This is a genomic window from Bradyrhizobium sp. HKCCYLS3013 (assembly GCF_051167615.1).
GTDB lineage: Bacteria > Pseudomonadota > Alphaproteobacteria > Rhizobiales > Xanthobacteraceae > Bradyrhizobium.
The window spans coordinates 12,127-38,538 of sequence record NZ_JBNPTK010000027.1 but is presented as its reverse complement, the minus strand read 5'-3'; the positions used below and the strand labels follow the sequence as shown (position 1 = coordinate 38,538).

Here is a 26,412-nt window from a genome sequence, read left to right as displayed (position 1 = left end):
GATGTCCAAGGACAAATCACTTCCCTCAGCCCCACGCGCCTCGCGTCGTGGTTTCCTGACTGCGGCCGGCGGTCTCGCCGCCACCGCGCTGGCCTCGCAGGCGCGAGCCGGCGCCGGCAATCCCGCCAACCAGCCGCCGAACGTGCCGGAATGGACGCGCACCCTCGGCGAGGGCGTCGCCGTCCGGCCCTACGGCAAGCCGTCGAAGTTCGAGAAGGACGTCGTCCGCCGCGACGTCGAATGGCTGACGGCTTCGCGCGAATCCTCGGTCAGCTTCACGCCGCTGCACGAGCTGGAAGGCATCATCACGCCGAACGGACTGTGCTTCGAACGCCATCACGGCGGCGTGGCCGACGTGGATCCGGCCGATCACCGGCTGATGATCCACGGCCTGGTCGAGCGGCCGCTGCTGCTGTCGCTCGACGAGCTCAAGCGCTATCCGCGCGTCAACCGCATCCACTTCATGGAATGCGCTGCCAACTCCGGCATGGAGTGGCGCGGCGCCCAGCTCAATGGCTGCCAGTTCACGCATGGCATGATCCACTGCGTGCAATATACCGGCGTCTCGCTGCGCACCCTGCTCGAAGAGGCCGGCGTCAAGACCAACGGCAAATGGCTGCTGGTGGAGGGCGCCGACTCCGCGTCGATGGATCGCAGCCTGCCGATCGAGAAGGCGCTCGACGACTGCATCATCGCCTACAAGATGAACGGCGAGGCGCTGTATCCCGAGCAGGGCTATCCGATGCGCCTGGTCGTACCCGGATGGCAGGGCAATCTCTGGGTCAAATGGCTGCGCCGCATCAAGGTCGGCGACCAGCCCTGGCACACCCGCGAGGAGACCTCGAAGTACACGGATCTCTTGCCGAACGGCAAGGCGCGACGCTTCACCTGGGCGATGGATGCGAAGTCGGTGATCACGAGCCCGAGCCCGCAGGCGCCGATCAAGCATGGCAAGGGCTTTACGATCGTGTCGGGCCTAGCGTGGTCGGGCAACGGCAAGGTCAAGCGCGTCGACGTCTCGCTCGATGGCGGCCGCAACTGGTGGCCGGCGCGGATCGACGGCCCGGTGCTCGACAAGGCGCTGACGCGCTTCTACTACGAGTTCGACTGGAACGGCGAGCCGCTGCTCTTGCAGTCGCGGGTCCAGGACGAGACCGGCTACGTCCAGCCGTCCAAGGCCGAACTGCGCAAGGTGCGCGGCTACAATTCCATCTATCACAACAATGGCATCCAGACCTGGCACGTGCAGGCAAACGGTGAGGTCGAGAATGTCGAGGTCGCCTAAGCTCATCATTGCCGCCGCAGCGCTCGCAACCCTTGCGGGCTCGGTGGCATTCGCCGGCGGCCCGGGCGAGAAGACTGAGGCCAAGATTGATGTAAAGGCGCCGCAGCGCTTCAACATCGGCCGAGCTCCGAGCGCCGAGGAGATTCGCGGCTGGGATATCGACGTGCGTCCGGACGGACAGGGGCTGCCCGTCGGCAAGGGCACCGTCGCCCAGGGCGAGAAGCTGTTCATGGACAATTGCGCCAGTTGCCATGGCGAATTCGGCGAGGGCGCCGGCCGCTGGCCGGTGCTTGCCGGCGGCAAGGGATCGCTGACATCAGACAATCCGGTCAAGACGGTCGGCTCCTACTGGCCCTATGCCTCGACGCTGTTCGACTACGTCCGCCACGCGATGCCGTTCGGCAGCCCGCAGTCGCTGAAGGTCGACGAGTACTATGCGCTGGTCGCCTATGTGCTCTATCTGAACGACGTGATCACCGATCAGAACTTCGAGCTGAGCAACAGCAATCTCGCCACGATCAAGATGCCGAACGAGGGCGGGTTCATCATGGATGACCGGGCCACGAGCGAGAAGGCGTTCTGGCAGAAGGATCCCTGCATGAAGAACTGCATCGCGCCGGTCAAGATCACCGGACGCGCGACGGCGGTCGACGTCACGCCGGAAGAAAAGGACGGCAAGCCGCGAGGCGTCGAGTGAGGATTGCCGGATGCAGCCGCCGCGAGATGCTGTTGGCGGCCGCATCCGTCGCCCTGGCCGGAAGCGGGGTTGCATCCATCGCCGCTGCAGCCGAGCCACATAGGCTCGCGTTGCAGATCAGCGACGAGGATCCGGCCAAGATGCGCGCGGTGCTCGACGTCGCCGCGAATGTCTCCCGCCACTATTCGGGCGAGGGCGCGGAGGTCGAGATCGTGATCGTCGCGTTCAATGGCGGCCTCGACATGCTGCTGGCCGACCGCTCGCCGGTGAAGGAGCGGGTGCTCGGCTTCGCCAAGTCGATGCCCAATGTGAGCTTCATCGCCTGCGGCAATACCTTGGAGACGCTCGCGAGCAAGGAGGGACGGCGGCCGCCTCTGCTCGATGGTGTCACGGTCGTCAAGACCGGGGTCGCGACCCTGCTGGAGCTGTCCGAGAAGAACTGGACGATCGTGCGTCCCTGAGGAATTTGCGATGCGGTGGTGGCTCGCTCTTGTCGTCTCGTTCATTGCGTCGATCGCATTCGCGGCCGAGGAGCCGCGCGAACTCACGATCGGCGGGCGTACGGCGCTCGGCACGCTCCGACTGCCGGCGCAGTCTGGACCGGATGTGCCGCTGGTGCTGATGACGCACGGCACGCTCGCGCACAAGGACATGGAGACCATCCAGGGCCTGTCCAAGGCGTTGGCCGAGCGGGGCATCGCCTCGCTCGCGCACAATCTCGTGCTCGGTCTCGATCGCCGCACCGGCATGTACGATTGTGCCAAACCCCATGACTATGTGACGGACGATGCGGTCGTGGAGATCACCGCCTGGCTGAGCGAAGCGCGCAAGACGTCGTCGCACGTCTTCGTCCTCGGACATTCGCGCGGCGCCAATCAGGTCGCGCGCTATCTAGCCGCCAATCCCAAGGCCGCGGTCGACGGTGCGATCCTCCTGGCGCCGGCGACGGCGAGCATCGAGACCGGCTTGAGAGACGCCTATGCGGAGAGCTACGGCCAGCGATTGGCGCCGCTGCTCGACAAGGCCGAGGCTGCGATCGCCGCCGGGCGCGGCGGTGATTGGATGTCGGTGCCGGGCTTCATCTATTGCCGCGGTGCCAAGGTGACGGCGCGCGCATTCGCAGCATTCTATCGCGCCGACCGGCGCCAGGATACGGCGGCGCTGATCGCCGATGTGAGCCTGCCGGTTCTGGTGCTTGCGGCAGCGCAAGACAAGACGGTGCCGGACGTGGCAGCGTCGTTCGCGCCGCTGGCCTCACGCGCCGGCAGCCGTGTCCGACTGGAGACGATTGACGACGCAGATCACTTCTTTCGCGATCTCGCCGCCGAGGATGCCGCTGATCGCATCGCAGGATTCATTGCAGCCGCGCGCTAGGAGCCACCATGGAACGTCGATCTTTGATGCAAGCTGGTCTTGCCAGCCTGTTTGGAATCTTCGGTGTCAGCAGCGCACGCGCGGCGACGGAATCTCCGCGCCAGCGCGTCGCCTATCATCTCGCCGATCAGGACCGCGCCCTGTTCGTTCTCGGCAACCTCCAGAACCACGTCGATGGCACCGGAGGACCTGGACGCGCAGACATTCGCCTGGTGATCCACGGTCCGGGCTTGCGGGCCTTTCATGCGATTTCGGCCGACCAGACCATCTCGGCTCTGGCCGAGCGCCTCATGAAGGCCGGCGTCGGCTTCGAGGCCTGTGCGAACACCATGAAGGCGCAGGGCGTGAAGCTCGACGATCTCTTGCCGGGCTTTGCGGTGGCGGAGAAGGGCGGCGTCGTGCGCCTCACCGAGCTGCAGCAGAGTGGATACGCCTACCTGCGCCCGTGACGGGCACATGCGTCCTTGCCGATGCCGCCCGGCAGGTTGAGCGGCCGGCCTGAACGACGGGAGCGCCTGTGCTCACCGCATTGATCGACCTTCTGGGTGAGGAGCTGGTGTCGCTGCTGTGCGGGCTCGCGGCCGGCGGCGCGTTCGGCTTCTTCGCCCAGCGCAGCCGCTTCTGCCTCCGGGCGGCCACGATCGAGTTCGCGCGCGGGCAGGGCGGTCCGCGGCTGGCGGTGTGGCTCCTCACCTTCGCCTCGGCGCTGCTGGGCACCCAGGCGCTGGTGGCAATGGGCCTGCTCGACGTCTCCGAAGCGCGCCAGCTGGCGCAGCAGGGCAGCATTTCCGGCGCGATGATCGGCGGCACGCTGTTCGGCTGCGGCATGATCCTGGCGAGAGGCTGTGCCAGCCGTCTGCTGGTGCTCTCGGCCAACGGCAATCTGCGGGCGCTGCTGTCCGGCCTCATCTTCGCGGTGACGGCGCAGTCCGCCTATCGCGGCCTGCTCGCGCCGGCACGCGAGTGGCTCACCAATCTTTGGCTCGTCGACGGCGGACCGTCGCGCGACATCATGAGCCTGTTCGGCGGCGGTACGCCCGAGAAGCTCGGCTTCGGCATGCTGTGGTTCCTGGCCGGGCTCGCCGCCGTGTCGAAGTTTCAGGTTGGCCCGAAGATCCTGCGCTCGGCGGTGGCCGCGGGCGCGGCGGTCGCCGGGGGCTGGCTCCTCACCTATCAGCTCGGCCAGGCCTCGTTCTCGCCGGTGCCGCTGAAGAGCCTGACATTCAGCGGTCCTTCGGCGGAGCTGCTGATGCAGGTGCTCGCCAGCCCGCAACTGAAGCCGGGCTTCGATCTCGGCATCATTCCGGGCGTGTTCATCGGCTCGTTCGTTGCGGCCGCGCTGGCGCGCGAACTCAATCTCGAAGGCTTCTCGGATGGGCGCGGCATGCGCCGTTACATGATCGGCGCCGTCCTGATGGGATTCGGCGCGATGCTGGCGGGCGGCTGCGCCGTTGGCGCCGGCGTGACCGGGGCATCGGTGTTCGCGCTCACAGCGTGGATCGTGCTCGGTGGCATGTGGTTGGGTGCGGCCGTCACCGATTTTGTCGTCGACCGCTGGCTGTTCGCCACCAAGCCGGCGCAGAGCCCGGTTCAGTCGCCCTCCGCCATGCCTTCTTGAGGCATCCTGCGGAAGCGAGCCTGCCTCTGCCGAGCGGCATTGCAAATGCAGCGTCAAAGAGCAGCATTCATGAATCTCCGGTCACAGGCTCGTCGATGCCTGGCGTGTCGGCGCACTTCCAGCCTCTGACGAAAAATACTGTCTGATCAGATCGGATCGAACCTGAAGACACGCGTCTTTGCGTCGTCACGCCGGCGCGCAGATCGCGTAGTCCGCGGTTGGCTACAGGAGATGCGCGCCGAACACGGCATTCGGACCATCACGCCCGAACATCACGTTGGTAGATCCCATTCTGGAGATCCCGCATGTTAACCAATTTGCGAAGGTCGGGTGTTACCGTCGCGCGGGGGACGGCGCAATCATGCGGCGGACCGATAGGAATCGCCGGGACGACGAAAGGCACGCGAGATGTCGCAACTCTCCATTCGAGCAAAGATGGCGGCCGTCATTGCGCTGCTGCTGGTGGCGATGTCCATCGTCGGATTGCTGGCCGTCCGCGGCATGCAGACAATCAATACGCATACCGAAATGATCGCCAAGAACTGGCTGCCAAGCGTGCGCGTGCTCGGCGAGTTGCGTTCGGCGATCAACCTCAATCGGGCGCAGCTCCGGGCTTACATGACGGCTGATACGACTGAGGAGAAGGACAATCTCGACCGCAACATGAAGGCAACGCTCGTCGTCATCGCGACGGCGCGCCGCTCCTATGAGGCGATGATCTCGTCGGCCGAGGAGCGCAGCCTGTTCGAGAGCTGGTCTCGGGGCTGGGAGCAATACGTCAAGGCTGCCGATGGTGTGCTCGAGGTGCTGCGCGCAGGGAACGGCAATACGACCAAGCAGGCGAGCGATCTGTTCAACAAGACGGTCCGGAGCGTCGCCAATCAGTCGGACGAATTTCTTCGGAAGCTGATTGACCTCAACAATCGTGGCGCCGACGCCGAAACCAAGATCGCCGCGGATGGCTATGCGGAGGCATTTGAATTGATGTCGACGGTCATCGTCCTTGCCGTTCTCGCCGGCATCGGCATCGGAAGCTGGTTCGTTCGCGACATTTCCCGGTGCATCGCCTCCATCATCAGGCCGATGCAGGCGCTCGGTGAGGGCAACCTGGCGATGGAGATCCCCTATCGCGGCCAGAAGACCGAAGTAGGCATGATGGCCGACGCCCTGGAGGTCTTCAAGACCGCCCTGATTGCGAAGAAGCAGGCCGACGACATCGCTTCGAAAGAGGCGGAGGTGAAACTGGAACGCAGCCGGCGGCTCGACGAGATCACTGGCCGCTTCGAGGCCGTGGTCGGCGAGATCGTCGACACCGTGTCCACGGCATCGAGCACTCTGGAGGGTCACGCCGGCGGGCTCAGCAACACGGCGAGCCGAGCCCAGAACCTCGCCACGTCCGTCACCGCGGCTTCCGAGGAAGCCTGCACCAATGTGCAGTCGGTGGCATCTGCGACCGAGGAGCTCTCCGCGTCCGTCAACGAGATCAGCAGGCAAGTCCAGGATTCCGCCCGGATGGCCAATGAGGCGGTGGCACAGGCCCGCAAGACCAATGAACAGGTCAGCGAGCTTTCGAAGTCCGCTGCCCGCATCGGCGACGTCGTCGAGCTGATCAATACGATTGCCGGACAGACCAATCTGCTCGCGCTGAATGCAACGATCGAGGCCGCACGCGCCGGCGAGGCCGGCCGCGGATTTGCGGTGGTCGCATCCGAGGTCAAGGCGCTGGCCGAGCAGACGGCGAAGGCCACGGGCGAGATCGGCCAGCAGATATCCGGCATCCAGTCCGCCACCCAGCAATCGGTCGGTGCCATCCGCGACATCAGCATCACCATCGAGAAATTGCAGGAGATTTCGTCGACGATCGCATCGGCCGTGGAGCAGCAGGGCGCCGCGACGCAGGAGATCTCGCGCAACGTCCAGCACGCGGCGGCGGGAACGCAGCAGGTCTCGGCCAACGTTGCGGATGTGCAGCGCGGCGCCGTCGATACCGGAACCGCCGCGTCCCAGGTGCTGTCCGCCGCGAAATCGCTGGCCGACGACAGTGCCAGACTGAGCATGGAAGTGAAGAAGTTCATCGCCGGCGTGAGAGCCGCCTAGGAGCTCGCAGCGACCGAGAGCCGCAGAGATCCGATCTCGCCGCCATTCGCCGGGCCGCGTCGGGGGTGCTGGACAGGTGCGCAGGCCCCGGCCACCCCTCGCCGGCCATCGCTTCTGCGTTGGCCTGCGAGCCCAATCTCGATGACTTCTCCCTGCGGCCGCGGCAAGCTGCGCGACCGAGTCGCGTGGTGACGATGGGCTTGCGAGGCCCGCGCCGACATGAATAGAGCGCGTGGGGCCGCGGCGGATCAAGCTCCGCCGCGGCTTGCGCGGGGCTGCCGTTCCCGAAGTCGTCAGTGCCGCTGTTTCCTCACCGTCACGCTGCCGCAGAGCCCCGCCTCTTCACCTATCGGCATCGTCACCTATCGGCACCCGCTGAATTATAATTGCATAAATTCGAATATATGCATATAGTGGCGTACGTCGGTCGCGGCGCTGGGCCGCGTCAGCAGGAGGACCCGTCGTGGCAATGATGAACGACGTCATGGTCAAGGATCTGGGCACGTCCCGGGGGATCGACTGGTCGCCTTATCTGGTCGGCGCCGGCATCGGCATCCTCAGCTGGGTGGCCTTTGCCGGGTTCGGCGACCCGCTCGGCGTGACGACGGCGTTCTCGCGCATCGCGGCGCTGTTCGCCGCGCCGGTGATCGGATCCGACGCCGTCGCCGCCAACAGCTATTGGAAGTCGATGCCGCTGAAATGGGACTATGGCGTCTGGTTTCTGGTCGGCATTCCGCTCGGCGCATTCCTGTCGGCGGTCATCTCCGGCACGTGGCGCCTCGAGCTGGTGCCGGAGGTCTGGAGGGAGCGCTTTGGTCCGTCGGTGTTCAAGCGCTTCGTCGCTGCGTTTCTCGGCGGCATCGTCATCATGTATGGCGCGCGTCTGGCCGGCGGCTGCACCAGCGGACACGGCATTTCAGGCGGTCTGCAACTGGCGCTGTCGAGCTGGCTGTTCCTCGCCGTGATGTTCGCGACCGGCCTTTTCGTGTCGCGCCTCATGTTCCGCAAAGCGTAGGAGAAGGGCCATGACGTCGCTGATGAGCATCGCCGGCCCGCTGTTGATGGGCGCCGTGTTCGGCTATCTGTTACAGCAGGGCAAGGTCACGAGCTGCAACGTGATCGAGAATCAGTTCCGGCTGCGCGACTTCACCGTCTTGAAGGTGATGGGCACCGCGATCGTCGTCGGCGGCATCGGCGTGCTGCTGCTGGTCGACACCGGCAACACCAAATACTACGTCAAGGACGCCAACATGCTCGCGGTCGCGCTCGGCGCGGCGCTTTTCGGCATCGGCATGGTGGTCTACGGCTACTGCCCGGGCACCGCGCTCGGCGCCATCGCCAGCGGCAGCGTGCATGCCGCAGTCGGCGCTTTCGGCATGATCGTCGGCGCGATCCTCTACGCGCTGAGCTTCGACTGGGTGAAGGCCCACGTCCTGAATGTTTGGGCGCTCGGCAAGGTGCGGCTGCCCGACATCACCGGCGTGCCGGATGGCGTCTGGTTCGCCGCGCTCGCGATCGGCGCAGGTGCGTTCTTCTTCTGGGTCGAAGCGTCCGAGGCCAAGGCGAAGCGGACGCAGGGCTAGGCTGAGTCGCCCGAGTGCCCCTACGTCAAACAGTGAGAGGTTCCTCCCATGCTATCAGGACTGTTCAGCAGGTTGACGGGGTCGACCAGCGTGCCGGCGATCGAGCATGATGAGCTGGTGCGGGCGCATCAGCAGCGAAGCTGCGTCATCGTCGACGTGCGCGAGCCGCATGAGTTCAAGGGCGGCCACATCCCGGGCGCCGTCAATCACCCGCTGTCGCGTTTCGACCCGGGCAACCTCGTGCACGACAAGCCGGTGGTTCTGATCTGTCAGGCCGGCGGCCGCTCGGCCACCGCCCTGCGGCGGGCGCTGTCGGCCGGGCGGCAAGATATCCGCCACTATGCCGGCGGCATGAGCGGCTGGCGGGCGCGGGGCGGCCCTGTCGCGTAGGCTCGTACTGTCCCGACCAGCCCGACATTCAGCGATGTCATGGCCTGAGATCGAAGATATGCGAAGTTGAATGTCGGCATGTCTGCAATCAACGGGGATTGCGGCAGGTTAATAACAAGTCGGGGGACGGGAGTTTCGCTAGCAACGTCGCGCCGCCCCGTCGCGAGAGTTTGCTGTTAGTCCCGCTACAATGGCTGACTCGTTCAGGAATAATTAGTTGCAGCGCTGCAATACTCGGACACCAGTCGACGTTCGAGGATCGCATGTTGAAGTTTGTTGGCTTGAGAACCCGGATCACCCTTTCTCTGGTGATCGGTGCGGCAGCGACGGCCCTCTTCGTGCTGCTGGTCGCCATGTGGATCATCGGCGGCATCATCGACCGCGCCAATGAGCGCGAGCTCCACGCCCAATATGACGCCTTCAATTCGCGCCTGCAGCTGGAGTCGACCCGCGCGGAAGCGATGAGCGCGGTGGTCGCCAAGATCCCCGCGGTCCAGGACGCCATGGCGCAGAACGACCGCGACGCCTTGATGCGGCTGTTCGGTGCGGGCATGGCCAGCCTGAAGGCCGATTACGGTGTCGACCAGTTTCAGTTTCACACGCCGCCGGCGATGTCCTTCCTGCGGGTGCACCAGCCGGCCAAGTTCGGCGACGATCTGTCGGGATTCCGCAAGACGGTGGTGGCCGCCAACACCGACCGCAAGCCGATCGTCGGGCTGGAGGGCGGCGTTGCCGGCCTCGGCCTCCGCGGCGTCGTACCGATCGTTTCCGCCGGCAAACATCTGGGCTCAGTCGAGTTCGGCCTGACCTTTGGCCAAAACTTCTTCGACGAGTTCAAGCGCAGCCGCAGTGTCGACGTCGCGTTCCGCCTGGCTGGCGACACCGGCTTCAAGCTGTTCGCGACGACGATCGGGGAGACCTCCTTCTTCGCAAGCGGCGACTATCGGGAGGCGTCGGCCGGCGGCTTCCTGTCGCGCCAAGGACAGCTCAAAGGTGTTCCGGTCGTCGCGTTGCTGGGCCCGATCAAGGATTTCTCCGGCAAGCCGATCGGTGCCGTCGAGATCGTCATGGACAACAGCGAGTTCATCCAGGCTCGCAATCGCGCCGGGGCGTTGGCAATCGGGATGACGCTGGCCGGCCTCGTGCTGATCGCGCTCGCCGGGCTGTTCATCGCGCGCAGCATCTCCCGCCCGATCGTCCAGATGACGAGCGCGATGCGCGAGCTCGCCGACGGCAACCTGGACGTTCGCGTCCCGGCCGACTGGCGCAAGGACGAGGTCGGACAGATGGCAGGCGCCGTTTCGATTTTCAGGGACAACGCCGTCCGGATGAGGGATCTGCAGGCGGAGCAGGAGAAGGCCCAGGCTCGTGCCGAGGAGGACCGGCGCCGCATGCTGATGGAGGTGGCCGATGGCTTCGAGGCCAGCGTCCGCGGCGTCGTCGACGCAGTGTCGGCTGCGGCCATCGAAATGGAGGCGACCGCCCGTTCGATGTCGGTGACGATCGATCAGTCGAAACAGCAGGCCCTGACGGTATCGCAGGCGTGCGGCTCCGCATCGGACAATGTCAACACCGTTGCCTCGGCGGCCGAAGAGCTGTCATCCTCGATGAACGAGATCAGCAAGACGCTCGAGCGTGCGTCGTCCGTGGTTCGCAAGGCGGCGGACGAAGGGCAGCAATCCAACGACAAAGTGCAGCGGCTCAACCTCGCGGCCGGCAAGATCGGCGAGGTCGTCGCGCTCATCACCCAGATCGCCAGCCAGACCAATCTGCTGGCGCTGAATGCGACGATCGAGGCCGCGCGCGCCGGCGAGTCGGGCAGGGGATTCGCCGTCGTCGCCAGCGAGGTGAAGACGCTGGCGACCCAAACGGCCAAGGCAACGGAAGAGATCGGGGCTCAGATCGCCGCGGTTCAGGCCGAAACCGCCGCTGCCGTCCACAGCATCGGCATGATTTGCGCCACGATCCAGGAGGTCGATGAGATCTCGACCATCATCGCCTCATCGATCGCGCAGCAGGACGCGGCGACCCGCGAGATCGCCGGCAGTGTGAACGTCGTTGCCGGCAAGACCCAGGACGTCACGCGCAACATCGCGGGCGTCACGTCCGGCGTCGTGCAGACCGGCCATGCCGCCAACGAGGTGCTGTCGGCGGCCGGCGAACTCGCGCAGCAGTCGACCCGGCTGCGCAGCGAGGTCAACCAGTTCCTGGCCCATATCAGAGCGGCCTGACCGCTCGTTGGGCGGCTGACGTATCAAGGTTGCCGACACGCCGATCGCTCCGGCGTATCCGCCACGGGCGCGAGCCGGGGCGGGGCCTCCTGTCCCGTGGCTCACGCCTGCTTCGCGGCCGCCTTCTCGAGCCGCTTCGCCATCACGCGCCAATAGGTGCCCGGCATGAACCGCTGCAGGAGATCCATGAAGCGGGCATCGCTGCCGATCAGGATGCGGGGCTCATTGCGCTCGATGCCCTGGATGATCCGCAACGCGGCGTCGCGTGGGCTGGTCCTGGCGAGCCGCTCGAACCGCTCGATGGCCTGCACGCGGCGCGCATTGTCGGTCATGCCGTGGCCAGCCCGAGCATTGCGCGCAATCGCCGTGGCGATCCCGCCGGGATGCACGACCGACAGCCGCACCGGACTGCCGGCGGCTGTGAACTCGTGGCGCAGGCTCTCGGAAAATCCCCTTACCGCGAACTTTGCCGCGGCGTAGGCCGATTGGCCGGGCGGAGCGATGATGCCGAAGATCGAGGACAGGTTGACGACATGCGCTTCGCGCCGGCGCGAAAGATGCGGCAGGAACGCGCGCGTGCCGTGCACGACGCCCCAGAAATTGATGTTGAACAGCCAGTCCATCTCCGCCTGATCGATCTCGGCGAAGCTGCCGAACAGTGCCACGCCGGCATTGTTGACGACGATGTTGAGGCCGGGATGCGCGCGGGTCGCGTCCTCGGCGAACTGCGTGACCGCAGCCACATCGCTGACGTCCAGCCGGTGCGTGGTCACCATGCGGCCGCTTGCGGTGAGCTCGGCGGCGAGGCTTGCGAGGCCCGCCTCATCGCGATCGGCAAGTGCGAGATCGCAGCCGCGCGCCGCCAGCTCCTGCGCCAGCGCACGGCCAATACCGGTGGCTGCGCCTGTCACGGCGGCAGCTGCGCCTCGAATGATCGTCATTGTCGCTTCACTCCCCTGATGGACCGGTTCCACGTGCCTGGTTGAATTGCAGCTGGGTTTTCTGCCACTTTTTCTGATTGGAACCGAACCATCCGGCGGTTCAGCTTTTAACTCACATTACTTTACGAGCACACATTCGTGGAGGACCTGCATGGGACAGTCGCAACCTTTTCGCGCCACCGCACTGATCGTGGAAGACGATCTGGCGCAGCGCGAGATGATCACGCTGCTGCTCGAAGAGAGCGAGTACGACGTGATCGCGTGTGAGAGCGCGGAGGCCGCCGAACTCGTCCTGAACAAGCCGGGGCATCGCATCGTGCTGCTGATGACCGACGTCAATCTGGCGGGCCGCATGAACGGGGTCGAGCTTGCCCATGTCGCCAAGGCGCGTCACCCCCACATCAATGTGGTCGTCACGTCTGGCCGCCCGTTGTCGCAGCCGCTGCCGGGCGGCACGAAGTTCTGGAGCAAGCCGTGGGCGCCGCTGGACGTGCTGCGCGAGGCCGAGGTGACGCTCGAGCGCACGCCCGATATCGGATGAGGCAAGGTCTCGCGCCGCCAGCGTTGCTCAAAGCGTGATGCGTGGCAAACGCCGACCGGTGGAGACGTAGTAGAATCGGCTAGCGGTCGAGCCAACTGAGAGCCGGGTGGAAGCCGCGCTCCCACCCGGGAAGTGCAACTACTTCTTCTTGGCAGCCTTCTTGGTCTTCTTCGCAGCTTTCTTGGTGGCCTTTGCGGCCTTCTTCGCCTTCTTCGCCATGGAATCCTCGTCAGGAGTTTGATGGATTGCAACGCGACTTCGAGGCTTCGCTGGCGCACGCCAGCCATGCATCAGCCTCGGGTGTCGATCCCAGCAGATTCGCGAAGCTCTGCCTCACGCCGTCACCAGCGCCGTTGCGCTTATCCACAGCTCGATGCATTGGCCGGCCAGTTGCGCCGCTGGCGCTCGGGTCGTGACAAGGTTAGCGGATCGTAAAAAGTGTTTTCATTGATTCAAAACCAAGGCGCAATCTTGGTTGGGCGCTTGAGGAACCGTTAACTGCGCTGCGCCCATGTTGCCGCGAACAACAGGGTAGCTCATGAGCGTGGCGTTATTGAACATCGAGGACAGGGCCTGCGGCGTCCTGCTGTCGGGATGCTGAACGTTCCGACGCTGTGGACCGCCTTCGTGGTCAATTTCCTCGCGTTGGGCCTGATCTGGGCCTACGTGATGCGCAGCTATCCCAATCTGGATTCGGCACGGTACTGGACGGCATCTGCGTTCATGTGCGCGCCGGCGGCGACATTCGCGCTGACGCGGTTCTATTTCGGCTCGTTCGTTCCGCTGCTGGCCGGCGGCTCGCTGATGACCTTCGCGATCTGCCTCGCGGCGATGGGCGTGGAGCGCTTCTACGGCTACAGGGCGTCGTGGCGGCTGAGCTTGACCGTCGTCGCGATGACCTGCGCGTCGATCGCATTTTTCCAATACGCATACGACCACGGTCCGCTGAGGATCCTGTGCTACTCGATCGGGCAGGCGGTCCCCATGGCGATCATCGCGCGGCTGGTGCTGGATGCGAGGCGCGGGCCCATCAATCCGGGAGCGCGGCTGGCCGGCCTGCTGTCCGTTCTGATCATCGCGGTGTTTGCCGCGCGGTCGATCGGGGCGTTCATCGGCGCCGATTTCAATTTCAGCCACTCCACCAGCGGCCAGGCCGCCGCGGTGCTGCTGCTGATCTTCCTGTCGATGTCGCTCAATTTCGGCTTCCTGCTGATGGCGGTGGACCGGCTGCGCAACGAGGTCGCCGATCTCGCGCTGCTCGACGATCTCACCGGCGTCGCCAACCGCCGTCACCTGATGCAGCGCCTGAGCGAGGAGTGCGCGCGCGCCGAGCGCTCGCGACGGCCGTTCGCGCTGTTGGTGATCGACCTCGACGGCTTCAAGATCATCAACGACACCCATGGCCATGCCGCCGGCGATGCCTGCCTGCAGCACTTCACGCTGATGGCCCAGACCCGGCTGCGCCCCGGCGACATGCTGGCCCGCACCGGCGGCGACGAATTCTGCATCGTGCTGCCGGCGTCCTCGCTGCGCGAGGGCGCGATGATCGCGCGGCGCATCCTGCAGGTCTGCCGCGACGATGCCGAAGCCTGTGCCGGCGCCGAGGTGCCGATCGAGGTCTCGATCGGCGTCGCCGAATGGAGCGAGGATGTCGGCGCATTTCCCGACCGGCTGATGGCGCGGGCGGACCAGGCGCTGTATGTCGCCAAGAAGGACGGCAAGAACCGCTATGCCGTCGTCACTCCTGACCACGAGACGCCGGCGCTGGCCCCGGACCAGATCGAGCCGCTGGTGGCAGCGCCGCGCCGCCAGGATGCCGCCGCCGGGTAGCGGGTGCTATCATGGCCGGCCATGAGGCCGGTCCTGTTCTCCCTCCGCGCAGCGCTCGCGCTGCTTCTCAATCTTCTCCCTCCGCCGGCCTCGGCCGAGGAACTCGCCGCACTGGCCCGATCATCCGGCACGCCGGAGATCCCGGGGCTCAGAATCGTCTGGCTGGCGCCATGGGGCGATCCGCACCAGGCTCATCCCTGGACCAACATCATCGTCCACCAGACCGAAGGGCCGGCGGGGTCGGCGCGGGCGGGGGCGCTGGCGCAGGCCAAGAACCCGAAACGGCGCGGCGTCACCCTGTGGGTGGAAACCGACGGCACCGTGTACTGGGCGGTGCCGGAAACCCTGGTGACGCTGCATGGCGACGGCGCCAACCGCAACGACAACCGCTATGTCGACAACGCATCGACCTATCGCAAGGTCGTGCGCGACAATTCCATCGGCGTGGAGTTCGCCGGCAACTATCCCGACGTCACCACGCCCGCCACGGAAGCCCAGATCGCCGCCTGGCGCATTCTCTCGAAGCTGCTCCGGCTGCGCTACCAGATCCCGCGGGAGCGGATCTATGCGCACAACTGGATCGACTACAAGGATGCCCGCTATTGCGAGGGCTGTGCGCTCGCCGGGCTCGCCCGCGCCGCGCCGGACTGACTGCACCAACAAAGAAGCCGGCGTCTCCGCCGGCTCCGATCGCATCCAAAAACCACCTTCAAGCAAACCGCGCGCGCCTAGTGCGCGGCCTCCAGCGCCGCCGCCTCCTGCTTGGCGATGGCGCCCTTGACGGCGGACTGCACCTTCTCGAACGCACGCACCTCGATCTGGCGCACGCGCTCGCGCGACACGCCGAACTCGGCCGCCAGGTCCTCGAGCGTCATCGGCTCGTCGGCCAGACGCCGCGCCTCGAAGATGCGGCGCTCCCGCGCGTTGAGCACGCCGATCGCGCCGTTCAGCGCCTGCCTGCGGTGGTCGTACTCCTCGTGCTCGGCCATGATGGCTTCCTGGTTGGGCGAGTTATCGACCAGCCAGTCCTGCCACTCGCCCGCTTCGCCGTCGTCGCGGATCGGCGCGTTCAGCGAGGCGTCGCCGCCGAGGCGGCGGTTCATGTCGACCACGTCCTGATCGGTCACGCCGAGGCGCTTCGCGATCAGCTTGACCTGATCCGGATGCAGATCGCCTTCATCCAGCGCGTTGATCCGGCTCTTGGCCTTGCGCAGGTTGAAGAACAGCTTCTTCTGGTTCGCGGTCGTGCCCATCTTCACGAGCGACCACGATCTCAGAATGTACTCTTGTATCGACGCCTTGATCCACCACATGGCGTAGGTGGCAAGGCGAAAGCCCTTCTCGGGCTCGAACCTTTTCACCGCCTGCATCAGGCCGACATTGCCTTCCGAAACGACTTCGGATATCGGCAGGCCGTAGCCGCGATAGCCCATGGCGATCTTGGCCACGAGCCGGAGGTGGCTGGTCACGAGTTTATGCGCTGCGTCGCTGTCGTCATGCTCGCGCCAACGCTTGGCGAGCATGTACTCCTCCTGCGGTTCCAGCATCGGGAACTTGCGGATCTCGGCGAGGTAGCGTGAAAGTCCCGATTCTCCGTTGAGAACCGGCAGAGTAGCTGTACGGGCCATCGAGCGCCCTCCAGTTGGTTCAGGCCCCCGATAGCGGCGGGCCAGGCAAAGCGGTCGCTTGGTTAAAGCCGGCCGGTTTGCGACGTTCCATGCGTCGACCATTCGACGCAGGCGCAACATACACCATTTTCGCCCCCCGGTGGAAGGATTCCGGGGGTCACGACCCCGTGTGGCTCCATTAAGTTTTTGACATGCTTGCGTTTTTCTGAAGGTCCTGCGTCATAGCGCCGCTCGCAGGGCTTCCCCCAAAAGACAAAGATCCTCCGGAAGCTTCGATTCCCAGCGCATTATTTCTCCCGTCCGGGGGTGCTCGATCACCAGCAGATAGGCGTGCAGCGCCTGCCGTCCGAGCGCCTCGAGCGCCGCCCGCGCGCCCGGCGCGAGCTGGTTGGCCTTGGTCTTGAAATGCGGGCCATAGACGGCATCGCCCATCAGCGGGTGCCCGAGATGGGCGAGATGCACCCGGATCTGGTGGGTGCGCCCGGTCTCGAGATGGCAGGCGATCAGCGACGCCACCGGCTTGCCGTCGCGGCCGGTAAAGCTCTCCTGCACCTCGTAATGGGTGATGGCCTCGCGGCCTTTTGCGCGCACCGCCATCTTGTCGCGGGCATGCGGATGCCGGTCGATGGCCGCGTTGATGGTGCCATGCGGCCGGTGCGGCACGCCCCAGGCGAAGGCGAGATAGCCGCGCTCCATCGCTCCGGTGCGGCCGTGATCGGCGAACTGCGCGCTCAGCGAGGCGTGGGCGTGGTCGTTCTTGGCGACCACCATCAGGCCGGTGGTGTCCTTGTCCAGCCGGTGCACGATGCCCGGCCGCTTGACCCCGCCGATCCCCGAAAGACTGGCGCCGCAATGCGCGATCAGCGCGTTGACCAGCGTGCCGGTCTCGTGCCCGGCGGCGGGATGCACGACCAGGCCGGCCGGCTTGTCGATGACGATGATGTCGTCGTCCTCGTAGATGATTTTCAGCGGGATCGCCTCGGCCGCGGGCTCGGCCGGGACAGCCTCCGGAACGTCGATTGTGATCGTGTCGCCGGCTGTGACGTGATAAGCGGGGTCCCGCACCGCTTCCGCGCGGAGCGACACCTGTCCGGCCAGGATCAGCGCCTTCAGCCGCGACCGCGACAGCTCCGGCAGCCTGGCTGCCAGCACGCGATCGAGCCGCGGCGAGCCTTCGTCGCCGGCGACAATGACCGTCATCAGACCGTGGGATTGTGAAGTCGAGATGTCCATGAACTCTACCGTTGCGCCCGAGCCGTCCTCGCCCGAGCAGGCCCAGCTGATGGCGCGGCTGCGGCGCATGATGATGATCGCGGGCGTGACCACCTCGATCGCGATCGCAGTGCTTCTGGTCGCCATCGGCTACCGCCTTTTCCGCGGCGAGGGAAGCTCGGCGTCAGGCCCGGACCTCACCGCCATGCTGCCCAAGGGCGCCCGCATCGTCGCCACCGGCACCGCCGGCGACCGCCTGGCGGTCACCCTGGATGTCGGCGGCACCACGGAGATCCGCACCTTCGACGCCAAGACCCTCAAACCCACCGGCCGCCTCCGCTTCGCCGTGGAACCGTAAGGGCAGGGCGGTTTCGCCCGCCCGTTTCGGCCCCTCTCTCTTTTGGCCCCACCTCCGACGACACGGGCAGTCAGCACCTCCCCCGCCTGCGGGGCGAGACGAGCGAAGCTCGCTCTGAGAGCTCGCATCGCATCTTCGGTGCGATGCGAGTGGGGGGAACTCTCTCCATTGGCACCAGCGCCCGCGGCGCCCCCACCCCAACCCTCCCCCGCAAGCGGGAGAGGGAGCCCACAGCCCTCGCGGCCGGCTGCTTTCATCCCATGATGGCCGAATGAGCGATCCTCGCCACCCGGGGCAGTCCGTTCCCCTCCCCCTTGTGGGGAGGGGCTAGGGGAGGGGGCCCACACGGGGAAAGACCCTTGGGGCACGGACACCGCACCCCCACAAATTCTGCATCCCCCGTCTTGCGGCGCGGCGCGTTCAAGGCTATGCGGTTCACCTTACGCTCCCTTCGTCTAGCGGTTAGGACGCGGCCCTCTCAAGGCTGAAACAGGGGTTCGATTCCCCTAGGGAGCGCCATTTCCCGGCGCTCAACCCTTCATCTCTGACCTCGCGACGCGGCTCCTCAGCCTCGCGGCGCGCTGTCGCGTCCGAGCTTTGCTCATCGAGGCACCCTTCATAAAGAAGGGCGCAGGGAAGGCCGGGTGCAGGCCGCACCCATGGCCCGCCTGCAGAAAGAAAAGCAGGCGGCAGTCACCACAGGATTGGCCGAACAACCGGCCTTCCCTGCGCGATGGGTTGAACGGCTGCTCCGTGCTCTCCCAGGGGACCGGGCTTGCTTGCCCCCGTCATCGGGATGTCGCCGACCAAGACACCAGCGTCGGGGTGTCGGGACCACACGGCTTGACCGTCCGTCCGGGCTCGTTCGTCCGCACGCGAAACGCGCACTGCGACCCCAGGCGGCCACCGCATCTCCCGCTCCACGGTCCGTGACGATCGCGAAACGCCCCTTCAGCGAGCAGGAGACGGCGGGAAGCATCGATCTGATTTGCCCGACGACACAAGGCCGGATTTGCCCGACGGAATGCGGCAAACTGGCACGACGGGCAGTTTGGGCAACGGAAAATCACGACGAAGTCAGTCGGCGGCACCCGCGTCTCGCCGCCGTACAGTGCTCTCATCCGGGATCTCCGATCCCCGTGGACCGACGCCGTAGTTTGCTTGTCGCGCGAAGGACGCTATCGGCAATTTCATGTATAGAACAACGTGTTGCAGGCGGGGGTAGGATTCGTGGAAGCGACGAAAAGAAAAGAACTTGGGGCCTATTACACACCGTCTGACCTCGCGGATTTACTGGCAGATTGGGCTGTCACGCAACCAAACCAGAGGATCCTCGAACCCAGTATAGGCGAAGGTGCTCTTGTGAGGGCCCTTGCCGTCCGGCTCGATACCCGTGCTTCTGATACTATTTTTGGTTGTGAAATTGATCTTAGTACTTTTGACAAAGCCGCGCAGTCATTCCCTGACCTAGCTAAAAACTTCCGCAATGTTGATTTCTTGAGCCAGTCGCCGGACGACCTTGGGCTTTTCGATGCGGTGGTTGCGAATCCACCGTTCACTCGCAACCACGACCTGAGCGCCGCCGTGCGTAAATCTCTTAGGGCCAAGCCGGCGTTTAAAGGGATCGTCGCGGGGGCACCCGGGTTATGGGTCTATTTCCTGCTTCATGCGCTTTGCTTTTTGAAGTCGGGAGGCCGACTCGCGTTCGTGGTTCCGAGTGCTGTTGAGTTCGCAGACTATGCACAACCAGCGGTTCAAGAGCTGCTGAAGCAATTTTCTGCGGTCAAGTTCGCTCGTGTTCCCGAAGCAGTCAATTGGGAGGGCGAAGCGCAACAGCGCGCCATTCTGATTTTGGCAACGGGGTACGGTCATGGGCCTGCGGATTTGCTCGAGCGCGGAGAAATCGATCGCGATCGTGTGTTCCGTGCCGATGTCACCTCATTTGAGCCATTTGCAGTGGATTCTGGAAGTACGCTAGCCGATCACGCCGTTCTAGAGATCGGCATCGTAACGGGGGCAAATGACGTCTTTCTGCTTGATCAAGAGGTCGCGCGAGCTAGCAGGATTCCTTCGAGCGAATTAATGCCAATTATTAGCAGGGCACGCCATGCAAAAGGTCTTTCCTTTACAAGGAGCGACGGACGCGACCTAGCTCGAGCGGGCGAAAAAACGCTGCTACTTCTACCCAGGAATAGTCTTGGCCCGCCGGGTTCTCCCCTGCGGAACTACCTGAGACGAATCAGCAAGCAACGCAGGGAAAGCGTCGTTTGGTTCTCAAAAAGATCGCCTTGGTGGCGTGTTCAGATCGGCCGTCAGTGTGATGCGGTCTTCAGCTACATGAACCATATTGGCCCACATCTGACCCTGATCGAAACCGGAGTTACGTGTACCAATACACTTCACCGCGTAACTTTTAAGAGCCGCAATCTGGAGGTCAAGCGTAGCATCTGCGTCGCAATGCTGTCGACCTATACCCAGTTGCACGCCGAGCGGATTGGGCGTGTCTATGGAGGCGGGGTGCTAAAGTTCGAGCTAAAGGACGTAAAGCGGCTGCCAATCATCGTCCCCCAAAATTCGGTAGATGTTGCTATTTTTAATCGCATCGATACGGCGATGCGTTCCGGCGCGCCCGATAAGGCCCGTGCTCTCGCAGATGAATTCGTCCTTCCATCTGTTTTTGGACAGGAATGGCGGGGCGCCGCGGAGCATATGGAAGGCGAGTTAACTAAATTGCGCGCCCTACGTCGCTTGGGCGGCAAACGACGGAAGCTTTCTAATGGCACCTAAGAAAGTCTCGTTTAGCGCGGACGCCAGTGTGATTGCTCGGCTTGGTCGCGAGCTGGTCGGTAAGCAGGAAACCGCACTAACAGAGCTTATCAAAAATGCTTACGATGCTGATGCTACCCAGGTAGACGTGGTTCTCATTGGCCAACCTCCGGCCGCTCTCGAGATAAGAGATAATGGATCCGGGATGACCTCGGATGAACTCGTTAATGGATTTCTCCGTATCGCTAGTACAGGAAAAATCGATCGCCCCAGGTCGGATAAGTATCGTCGCGTTAGAGCGGGGCGAAAGGGCATAGGTCGGTTCTCTTCCGAGCGGCTGGGCACGTCTTTAGTGCTCAGTACGAAGAGCCGTGGCTCTGCGGGGTTACGCCTTCAGGTCAACTGGAATGAATTTAAACCGGGAGCCCAACTTTCGGACGTAAAGGCTGAGTTGGAGCAGACAGATTTGAAGCGTGTGGGGACAACGCTTAGGATCGACGGGCTAAGAGATTCTTGGAGCGAAGATCAGTTCCGTCGCTGTCTTCAAAACGTCATGGGACTCTTGCAGCCATTTCCTATTGCTAGGGTTGCCGGAGACCGCCGAGCTGACCCAGGCTTCCAGGTACGTTTTTTGCGTGAAGGAGAACTGTTCGAAGATACGACAATCAGTGACCTGCAGTCAGAAGTCCTTTCTCTCGCTCACGCAATTATAGAGGTTCGTGTCAATGATAAGGGCGTGGCAGAGTGGAGGATAACAAAGAACCGCTTTGGCGCAACTCGCTCGTGGAAGCAGATCCATCATGATGCAGGCGATAAGAAGCCTCGACCTTACGAATATCTGCGTAACCTGGCGGCAAAGGCACATTATTTTATTCTTCAGGGGGCCGGTGTTCTTTCGGCGCGTGTTCGTCAACTTTTGAGCGAGCGCGGTGGAATTCGAATTTATCGGAATGGCTTTAGGGTTGTTCCTTATGGTGACCCGGATGACGATTGGTTGGGTTTAGACTTCATCTATTCCCGTCGCGCAGAAACGCTTGCGCCGATCGCAAATCGCAATTTCTTCGGCGTCGTGGAGTTGGACGATCTAAATGGTGATAGATTCGAGGAAAGGACCTCGCGCGAGGGGTTGATCGACAATCCAGAGTTTCGGGAGCTGCAAAGCCTACTTTCATCTGTTCTGATTACGGCTATCAACGCAATTGCTGCAGATCGTGGGCGCGTTGGCGCTGCTAGTGAAAGAAAGACCAAGCCGCGCGATCGAGCCGCAGGTGAGGTAAGAAAAAGGGTAATAGACCTAATCGAGAAGGTTGAAGGCGCAGGGGACGATAGTGCTCCCGCAGAAATCCGTCAGGAGCTGGAACACATCGAGCAGGACCTTCGTGATGTTGAGGCCGACGCTTCCGCTCATGTTCAAGAGGTGGAGATGCTGAGGTTCTTGGCGAGCATTGGAATGGCGAGCGCAGAGTTTACTCACGAGATTAGAGTCACCTTTCAATCATTTGGCCTGGATATGGATCGCGTTCTCGCATTCGTCGGAGGAGCGACAAGAGATCAAAATCTAAAGAAGACGATCGCAAGAGTTGATAGCGCGCGGCGGAGAATCGAGGCCTTTACCGGATATTTTAACGATACGATGGCTTCTCGAAATTTAAGGGAGCGGTCGTCTGTAAGTTTGAAGAAGGTTGTCGTTGATTTTGTACAAGGAATGAATTCGATCGTGGTGCCTCAAAGGATCTCCATCGAAGTAGCGGCCCCAGAGATGGATCCTCTCTTCGCTGTACCAATGCACGAGGCTGAATTGAGCTCCATCCTTCTAAATCTTCTGACCAATTCGATCAAAGCCATCAAGCGAGGAGGTGGAGATCGTAAGATTTTGATCGAAGCAGGTCGTCAAAGTAGCCAGAAGCTAGTGATAAGATTTTCCGATACTGGAGACGGAGTTGAGCAGTCTTTGAAGTCGCGCATATTCGATGCCTTCGTTACAATACAAGATGCCCCGCCAAGCTTTTCTCCGGAGCGTAGATTTGCTGTTGGTACCGGAATTGGACTTTGGATCGTAAAGCAGATCGTAGAAAACTTTGGAGGTCAGATTGGAGTGTCTGAGCCGCCTTCAGGGTATTCCACGTGTTTTGAGGTGGTGATTCCTGCCGAGGGGGCTGGTCGTGGCTAAGACAAGTCGCGTTTGGTTCGTCGTCGATGACCAAGAGGAAGTTGACGCCTACTGTGATACATTCAACGAAGTGGTTGAGGAAAGTGGCTTTGAATGGAAGAGGATGAATCCGTCGGAGGTTGGCGATAGACTCTTCAGTAGAACAAGGGAGCGGATCGCCGGTGTATTGGTGGATATAGATCTGTCGAGTGATCCTGGTACGAAAGGAACAGGCTTGGGCGTGGCGCAGGACCTGCGGGCTAAGCAAAAAAGTGGTTCTGTGGCCGATTATCCTTTGGTTCGATTTGCAAACCCTGTTCCCGTGGGGAGATTTGTCGGGGCGGATCCGGTCAGCAACGACCTGTTCGATCTATTAGTCTCAAAAGAGAGCGCTCGAAAAGATGCGGTGGCGGTGACGCGGCGTTGCATCGCTCTGACGGCAATTTACGATGAGTTGCTAGCGCGCCGTTCATTTACTGAGAAGCGGTTTTCCGAGATGTGCGGGCTAACGCTAAAGCAATATGAACTCTGGTCCGATGAACGGCTATTCCAAAGGATGCAGGCCGGAATGGCGAAGGGTGCTGGCGCTGTCCATGTGGGCGCCGGAGCTTTTGTCAGGACGTTTCTTGAGCCCGCAGGATTGTTGATCGACGAAGATCTTGTGGCTGTGCGTCTTGGTGTTGATGCAATACGATCTGGCGCTTCGTGGAAGGCGCTACTCAGTAGAATCAACTCAGCCGCTTATAGAGGCGTTGGTTCAGAGGCATTCAATCGTTGGTGGGCTCGTGGGCTGGATGCATTTTGGTATTCGATCGACAAAGAATCCTTTCTTCAAGAGCTTACTGCGGCCGAGCGTGTTGAACGGCTCTGCGCGCGATTTAAGTTGAGGAGTCTAGTTGCGCTAAGCGATTCGCAGAGGCGGTTTTGGAGGCTTTGTGCTTTGTCGCGTGAGCGGGGGCGTCTTGTGCCCATTGATCCTCGTGGCGCAATTTCTCTAGTCCCGGCGGTTGTAAGGGAGCCGTGGTTAGATCCCGAGCAGGCTGCGCTGGATGTTGCGCTAATGCACAAAGATGATGTTCGCTTGGACAAGAATGATCTGAAGCGGTTTGCTATATGAAACTGCCAAAGCTATGGTCGGAATCTATCGCTGACTTAGAGCGGTTTGCGAATGCCCTGAATAGAGTCAGTCAGACTGCTGATTTGGCCTCGGGTTTGCTTGGTAGCTTGGGCTCAATCCGTAGTCAGGCGAGTGAACTAAGAACAGAGGAGAAAACGCGCCGAAAATATCGAGCGATTCGCTTTCCGGAACTCGTGATTGTTCCCCCAATTGAGCGACAACTACATCCAGCAAGAACCAAGCTGGAGGGCGCATTCCTTCAATTGGTCTATGAGTGTTACGAGAAAGTAGAGGTGGTCTCGAGATTGGGCGTCGAGCATTTGGATCGCATTAGGCGAGCTGATTTTCAGGTTTGTGTTAGAGGAACGGTGACTTTCGGGTCAGCAAGCGTCGCTGTCGAAGATCATTGGAGAGTTGATACGCACTATTTTCAAGAAGAATCGACAGAGCCGCATCCTTGGTTTCACTATCAAAGAGGCGGGCACGCACAGGATCGATTTGCAGAGACGACCGGATTTCTGCCGGGAGACTGCCTGGAAGCAGCTAAATTCCAGGAGGGGATAAACTTGTGCGCGCTTATGCAAACGGCGCCGCCACGAGTTCCTATGCCTCCAATGGATCCTATCTGCGCCATCAATTTTGTTATCGCGCAGCATGATGGAATTACTTGGAAGAAGCTTTGGTCTATCCCCGAGTACGATGGGGTCGTCAGGAAGGCGCAAGAGAAATTGTGGAAACCATATTTCGATATGGTGGCGCAGGGCGAACACCGGAAAAGACTTATGCCATTTTTCGGTGCTCCGTCTCCGACTACCTTTGCGTAGCTTTCAATGCTCTGGGAGCGAGCTGCGCATCTATGCAGTGGACAATTAACCGAAGCTGGAGTTGGCGCTCGACCGCTGTCTAGCCCGAAGCGATCGAGCTGACACGAATGCCGCTCGCGGCCGAGGTCGCGCTAAAATTCTATTTTAACCTAACCGCCAACCCCAGCGGCCCCCGAAACCCGAACCCGTGCCATCGCACGCTGGCCGCATCCACCAGCTCCATCCGCGGAAACCGCTCGAACAGCATTGGCAGCAGGATCGCGCCGACGGTGCGGCGGGAGAGGTGGGCGCCGGCGCAGTGGTGGGGGCCGTTGCCGAAGGCCTGGTGGGGGTTGGGGTCGCGCAGCGCGTTGTAGTGCTCGCCGTCGGTGAACAGCTCCTCGTCGCGGTTGGCGGAGGCCTGGATGGTCATCACGGTGTCGCCCTTCGGGATCAGGCAGCCGCGGATCTCGGTGTCCTCCATCACCAGGCGTGAGCTCGCCTGGATCGGCGCCACCCAGCGCACGCCTTCCTCGAAGGCGGAGCGCCATTTGTCCTGCGCTTTGACGGCTTCGAGCTGGTCGGGGTTGGTCAGCAGGCCGTAGAGGATCGTCAGCAGCGCGTCGCGCGGCTCGTTGATGCCGCCGCCGATCGCGATCTTGATGTTGGCGATGATCTGGCTCTCGGGGATCGGGTTCTTCGCATTGACCATGAAGGAGAGCGCGGAGGAATCCGGCGCGGCGCGCACGCGCGCCATGTTGGCGCGGATACAGCGGTCCATCTCCGCATTGGCGATATCGGACGCGTCGAATGGCCCCGGCGTCCAGCCGAAATTGCCGGCGCCGTCGATCAGCGCCTGCGACCAGCGCTGCATGTCGGCATCGCTGGCGTCCGGGATGCCCATCACTTCAGCGAGGATGCGCGCGGCCAGGGGGCCTGCGAGCGCGGGGAACAGATCGACGATCTCGCCGCGCGGCAGCCGGTCGAGATACTCAGTTGCGAATTTGGTGTAGAGCGGCTCCCAGACGGCTTCGATCGTCTTCGGCATCAGGGCAGGCATCATCGCCATGCGCTCGGCGCGGTGCTCGTCGTGATCCTTGCGCATCAGGGTATGCGCGAGGAAGGCGCGCTTCATCGGCGTGTTCGGATCGTCGGACGAGAACAGCGCCGCGTTGTCCTTCACATATTTGGTGTCGGCCGCCTTGGTCAGGAACGTCCGGCCCACCGACTTGACCCGCAGCACCGGCGCTTCGCGCCGCAGGCGCCGGTAGATCGGATAGGGATCGCGCGTCAGCTCGGCGATGGTGATGGTCTCGTCCAGGGGAGCCGGAGTCTGGGACAGGGTCGCGGTCGGCATGGGGCGCTCCTGTTGCGGTGCGGGCCAGCGCGTGTCGTGCCCGAGGATAGTGGCAGGGACGGAGCCGTGCAATCCCGCTCCGCTGCCCCGGGCAGGGACGAGCGCCTGATCTGAACGAGCTTCCGGCCTCGCCAGTTCCGCTGTTGCGGCGGATCCCGCCGCGGAATTCACGCCTGCGGCTTGGTCGTGCAGCTCTCGATCGCCGGCGCCGATGACTGCGATCGAGGACTCGCAACGCCGATACAGCCCGATCCAGCAGGAGGTCGCGATCGCGTCGGGGCGGCGGCGGTCGCGCGACAGCAGCAACGGGGGCGGCGAGCTCTCGGCGATCGCAAGCGTCTCCTCATGGCTGAAGCCGCGACGGGCCGGTGCCGTGGCCGGATCGCCGATGTCGTCGGTCGTCAGGCGGCGTTCGGGCGGTGAGTCTTGGCACCC

At 63.0% G+C, this 26,412-nt stretch carries 23 protein-coding genes and 1 tRNA gene; 20 read left to right on the top strand and 4 right to left on the bottom strand.

Annotation, left to right across the window (positions count from 1 at the left end; all coding sequences use genetic code 11):
* The first annotated feature begins 1 nt into the window (after position 1).
* The 11 genes from soxC (at position 2) to ACQR1F_RS30625 (ending at position 11,275) form a co-directional block, all read left to right on the top strand.
* Positions 2-1,285 (top strand): sulfite dehydrogenase, encoded by a 1,284-nt coding sequence (gene soxC / locus ACQR1F_RS30675; protein WP_316217966.1) that lies wholly within the window; start codon positions 2-4, stop codon positions 1,283-1,285.
* Positions 1,224-1,982, top strand: a complete 759-nt coding sequence (locus ACQR1F_RS30670) for a c-type cytochrome (RefSeq protein WP_315805479.1) — start codon at positions 1,224-1,226, stop codon at positions 1,980-1,982. Before soxC ends, ACQR1F_RS30670 begins: the two co-directional genes overlap by 62 nt.
* Before the next feature lie 26 nt (positions 1,983-2,008).
* Entirely contained in the window at positions 2,009-2,443 is a 435-nt protein-coding gene (locus ACQR1F_RS30665; RefSeq protein ID WP_315805522.1) for a DsrE family protein, read from the top strand.
* A gap of 10 nt (positions 2,444-2,453) precedes the next feature.
* The gene (locus tag ACQR1F_RS30660) at positions 2,454-3,356 is read left to right on the top strand and encodes an alpha/beta hydrolase (protein WP_434889624.1); all 903 of its coding nucleotides are present in this window, start codon (positions 2,454-2,456) and stop codon (positions 3,354-3,356) included.
* Between the two features lie 8 nt (positions 3,357-3,364).
* Positions 3,365-3,805: a DsrE family protein gene (locus ACQR1F_RS30655; RefSeq protein ID WP_409997992.1), complete on the top strand. Its 441-nt coding sequence runs from the start codon at positions 3,365-3,367 to the stop codon at positions 3,803-3,805.
* A gap of 68 nt (positions 3,806-3,873) precedes the next feature.
* Positions 3,874-4,974: a YeeE/YedE family protein gene (locus ACQR1F_RS30650; RefSeq protein ID WP_315805477.1), complete on the top strand. Its 1,101-nt coding sequence runs from the start codon at positions 3,874-3,876 to the stop codon at positions 4,972-4,974.
* A gap of 408 nt (positions 4,975-5,382) precedes the next feature.
* Positions 5,383-7,071, top strand: coding sequence for a methyl-accepting chemotaxis protein (locus tag ACQR1F_RS30645; protein ID WP_315805476.1), 1,689 nt, complete (start codon positions 5,383-5,385; stop codon positions 7,069-7,071).
* Positions 7,072-7,543: 472 nt separating this feature from the next.
* Positions 7,544-8,086, top strand: coding sequence for a YeeE/YedE thiosulfate transporter family protein (locus ACQR1F_RS30640; protein WP_315805520.1), 543 nt, complete (start codon positions 7,544-7,546; stop codon positions 8,084-8,086).
* Positions 8,087-8,096: 10 nt separating this feature from the next.
* Positions 8,097-8,654 carry a YeeE/YedE thiosulfate transporter family protein gene (locus tag ACQR1F_RS30635; RefSeq protein ID WP_315805475.1) on the top strand — a complete coding sequence of 186 codons (558 nt, stop codon included), beginning with the start codon at positions 8,097-8,099 and terminating at the stop codon, positions 8,652-8,654.
* Positions 8,655-8,702: 48 nt separating this feature from the next.
* Positions 8,703-9,044 carry a rhodanese-like domain-containing protein gene (locus tag ACQR1F_RS30630; protein ID WP_315805474.1) on the top strand — a complete coding sequence of 114 codons (342 nt, stop codon included), beginning with the start codon at positions 8,703-8,705 and terminating at the stop codon, positions 9,042-9,044.
* 263 nt (positions 9,045-9,307) lie between these two features.
* Positions 9,308-11,275: a methyl-accepting chemotaxis protein gene (locus tag ACQR1F_RS30625; protein WP_434837959.1), complete on the top strand. Its 1,968-nt coding sequence runs from the start codon at positions 9,308-9,310 to the stop codon at positions 11,273-11,275.
* A 101-nt stretch (positions 11,276-11,376) separates the two neighbouring features.
* Here the strand turns inward: ACQR1F_RS30625 and ACQR1F_RS30620 are convergent, their stop codons facing one another.
* A complete protein-coding gene (locus tag ACQR1F_RS30620) occupies positions 11,377-12,216 on the bottom strand; it encodes an SDR family NAD(P)-dependent oxidoreductase (RefSeq protein ID WP_434914447.1) in 840 nt (279 codons plus the stop codon).
* Positions 12,217-12,367: 151 nt separating this feature from the next.
* On the opposite strand from ACQR1F_RS30620, the gene ACQR1F_RS30615 reads away from it, so the two are divergent.
* From ACQR1F_RS30615 to ACQR1F_RS30605, 3 genes are all read left to right on the top strand, one after another.
* Positions 12,368-12,757 (top strand): response regulator, encoded by a 390-nt coding sequence (locus ACQR1F_RS30615; protein ID WP_315805471.1) that lies wholly within the window; start codon positions 12,368-12,370, stop codon positions 12,755-12,757.
* Between the two features lie 594 nt (positions 12,758-13,351).
* A complete protein-coding gene (locus ACQR1F_RS30610) occupies positions 13,352-14,587 on the top strand; it encodes a GGDEF domain-containing protein (protein ID WP_434914446.1) in 1,236 nt (411 codons plus the stop codon).
* Positions 14,588-14,608: 21 nt separating this feature from the next.
* Positions 14,609-15,238: a peptidoglycan recognition protein family protein gene (locus ACQR1F_RS30605; RefSeq protein WP_434914445.1), complete on the top strand. Its 630-nt coding sequence runs from the start codon at positions 14,609-14,611 to the stop codon at positions 15,236-15,238.
* 77 nt (positions 15,239-15,315) lie between these two features.
* On the opposite strand, the gene rpoH is transcribed toward ACQR1F_RS30605, so the two are convergent.
* Both rpoH and ACQR1F_RS30595 read right to left on the bottom strand, forming a co-directional pair.
* On the bottom strand, positions 15,316-16,215 hold the full coding sequence (gene rpoH, locus ACQR1F_RS30600; protein ID WP_315805519.1) for an RNA polymerase sigma factor RpoH: 900 nt from the start codon (positions 16,213-16,215) through the stop codon (positions 15,316-15,318).
* Positions 16,216-16,434: 219 nt separating this feature from the next.
* Positions 16,435-17,415 (bottom strand): RluA family pseudouridine synthase, encoded by a 981-nt coding sequence (locus ACQR1F_RS30595; protein ID WP_434914453.1) that lies wholly within the window; start codon positions 17,413-17,415, stop codon positions 16,435-16,437.
* 31 nt (positions 17,416-17,446) lie between these two features.
* Here ACQR1F_RS30595 and ACQR1F_RS30590 point away from each other — a divergent pair, with 31 nt between their 5' ends.
* From ACQR1F_RS30590 to ACQR1F_RS30565, 6 genes are all read left to right on the top strand, one after another.
* Complete coding sequence (locus ACQR1F_RS30590; RefSeq protein ID WP_315805468.1) at positions 17,447-17,785, top strand: hypothetical protein; 339 nt, start codon at positions 17,447-17,449, stop codon at positions 17,783-17,785.
* A 444-nt stretch (positions 17,786-18,229) separates the two neighbouring features.
* A tRNA-Glu gene (locus tag ACQR1F_RS30585) sits at positions 18,230-18,304 on the top strand.
* A 711-nt stretch (positions 18,305-19,015) separates the two neighbouring features.
* On the top strand, positions 19,016-20,572 hold the full coding sequence (locus ACQR1F_RS30580; protein ID WP_434914444.1) for an HsdM family class I SAM-dependent methyltransferase: 1,557 nt from the start codon (positions 19,016-19,018) through the stop codon (positions 20,570-20,572).
* The gene (locus ACQR1F_RS30575; protein WP_434914443.1) at positions 20,562-22,721 is read left to right on the top strand and encodes a sensor histidine kinase; all 2,160 of its coding nucleotides are present in this window, start codon (positions 20,562-20,564) and stop codon (positions 22,719-22,721) included. Before ACQR1F_RS30580 ends, ACQR1F_RS30575 begins: the two co-directional genes overlap by 11 nt.
* Entirely contained in the window at positions 22,714-23,817 is a 1,104-nt protein-coding gene (locus tag ACQR1F_RS30570; RefSeq protein WP_434914442.1) for a hypothetical protein, read from the top strand. The genes ACQR1F_RS30575 and ACQR1F_RS30570 overlap by 8 nt, the downstream gene beginning before the upstream one ends.
* Complete coding sequence (locus ACQR1F_RS30565) at positions 23,814-24,641, top strand: hypothetical protein (RefSeq protein WP_434914441.1); 828 nt, start codon at positions 23,814-23,816, stop codon at positions 24,639-24,641. Before ACQR1F_RS30570 ends, ACQR1F_RS30565 begins: the two co-directional genes overlap by 4 nt.
* A 139-nt stretch (positions 24,642-24,780) precedes the next feature.
* Here the strand turns inward: ACQR1F_RS30565 and ACQR1F_RS30560 are convergent, their stop codons facing one another.
* Entirely contained in the window at positions 24,781-25,977 is a 1,197-nt protein-coding gene (locus ACQR1F_RS30560; RefSeq protein WP_434914440.1) for a cytochrome P450, read from the bottom strand.
* Positions 25,978-26,412: the final 435 nt, after the last annotated feature.

What these genes read in the sequence shown, in the direction of transcription:
- soxC (WP_316217966.1), top strand. Translation starts at nt 2, where the DNA reads ATGTCCAAGGACAAATCACTTCCCTCAGCCCCACGCGCCTCGCGTCGT.
- ACQR1F_RS30670 (WP_315805479.1), top strand. Translation starts at nt 1,224, where the DNA reads ATGGCATCCAGACCTGGCACGTGCAGGCAAACGGTGAGGTCGAGAATG.
- ACQR1F_RS30665 (WP_315805522.1), top strand. Translation starts at nt 2,009, where the DNA reads ATGCTGTTGGCGGCCGCATCCGTCGCCCTGGCCGGAAGCGGGGTTGCA.
- ACQR1F_RS30660 (WP_434889624.1), top strand. Translation starts at nt 2,454, where the DNA reads ATGCGGTGGTGGCTCGCTCTTGTCGTCTCGTTCATTGCGTCGATCGCA.
- ACQR1F_RS30655 (WP_409997992.1), top strand. Translation starts at nt 3,365, where the DNA reads ATGGAACGTCGATCTTTGATGCAAGCTGGTCTTGCCAGCCTGTTTGGA.
- ACQR1F_RS30645 (WP_315805476.1), top strand. Translation starts at nt 5,383, where the DNA reads ATGTCGCAACTCTCCATTCGAGCAAAGATGGCGGCCGTCATTGCGCTG.
- ACQR1F_RS30640 (WP_315805520.1), top strand. Translation starts at nt 7,544, where the DNA reads ATGAACGACGTCATGGTCAAGGATCTGGGCACGTCCCGGGGGATCGAC.
- ACQR1F_RS30635 (WP_315805475.1), top strand. Translation starts at nt 8,097, where the DNA reads ATGACGTCGCTGATGAGCATCGCCGGCCCGCTGTTGATGGGCGCCGTG.
- ACQR1F_RS30630 (WP_315805474.1), top strand. Translation starts at nt 8,703, where the DNA reads ATGCTATCAGGACTGTTCAGCAGGTTGACGGGGTCGACCAGCGTGCCG.
- ACQR1F_RS30625 (WP_434837959.1), top strand. Translation starts at nt 9,308, where the DNA reads ATGTTGAAGTTTGTTGGCTTGAGAACCCGGATCACCCTTTCTCTGGTG.
- ACQR1F_RS30620 (WP_434914447.1), bottom strand. Translation starts at nt 12,216, where the DNA reads ATGACGATCATTCGAGGCGCAGCTGCCGCCGTGACAGGCGCAGCCACC.
- ACQR1F_RS30615 (WP_315805471.1), top strand. Translation starts at nt 12,368, where the DNA reads ATGGGACAGTCGCAACCTTTTCGCGCCACCGCACTGATCGTGGAAGAC.
- ACQR1F_RS30610 (WP_434914446.1), top strand. Translation starts at nt 13,352, where the DNA reads ATGCTGAACGTTCCGACGCTGTGGACCGCCTTCGTGGTCAATTTCCTC.
- ACQR1F_RS30605 (WP_434914445.1), top strand. Translation starts at nt 14,609, where the DNA reads ATGAGGCCGGTCCTGTTCTCCCTCCGCGCAGCGCTCGCGCTGCTTCTC.
- rpoH (WP_315805519.1), bottom strand. Translation starts at nt 16,215, where the DNA reads ATGGCCCGTACAGCTACTCTGCCGGTTCTCAACGGAGAATCGGGACTT.
- ACQR1F_RS30595 (WP_434914453.1), bottom strand. Translation starts at nt 17,415, where the DNA reads ATGACGGTCATTGTCGCCGGCGACGAAGGCTCGCCGCGGCTCGATCGC.
- ACQR1F_RS30590 (WP_315805468.1), top strand. Translation starts at nt 17,447, where the DNA reads ATGAACTCTACCGTTGCGCCCGAGCCGTCCTCGCCCGAGCAGGCCCAG.
- ACQR1F_RS30575 (WP_434914443.1), top strand. Translation starts at nt 20,562, where the DNA reads ATGGCACCTAAGAAAGTCTCGTTTAGCGCGGACGCCAGTGTGATTGCT.
- ACQR1F_RS30565 (WP_434914441.1), top strand. Translation starts at nt 23,814, where the DNA reads ATGAAACTGCCAAAGCTATGGTCGGAATCTATCGCTGACTTAGAGCGG.
- ACQR1F_RS30560 (WP_434914440.1), bottom strand. Translation starts at nt 25,977, where the DNA reads ATGCCGACCGCGACCCTGTCCCAGACTCCGGCTCCCCTGGACGAGACC.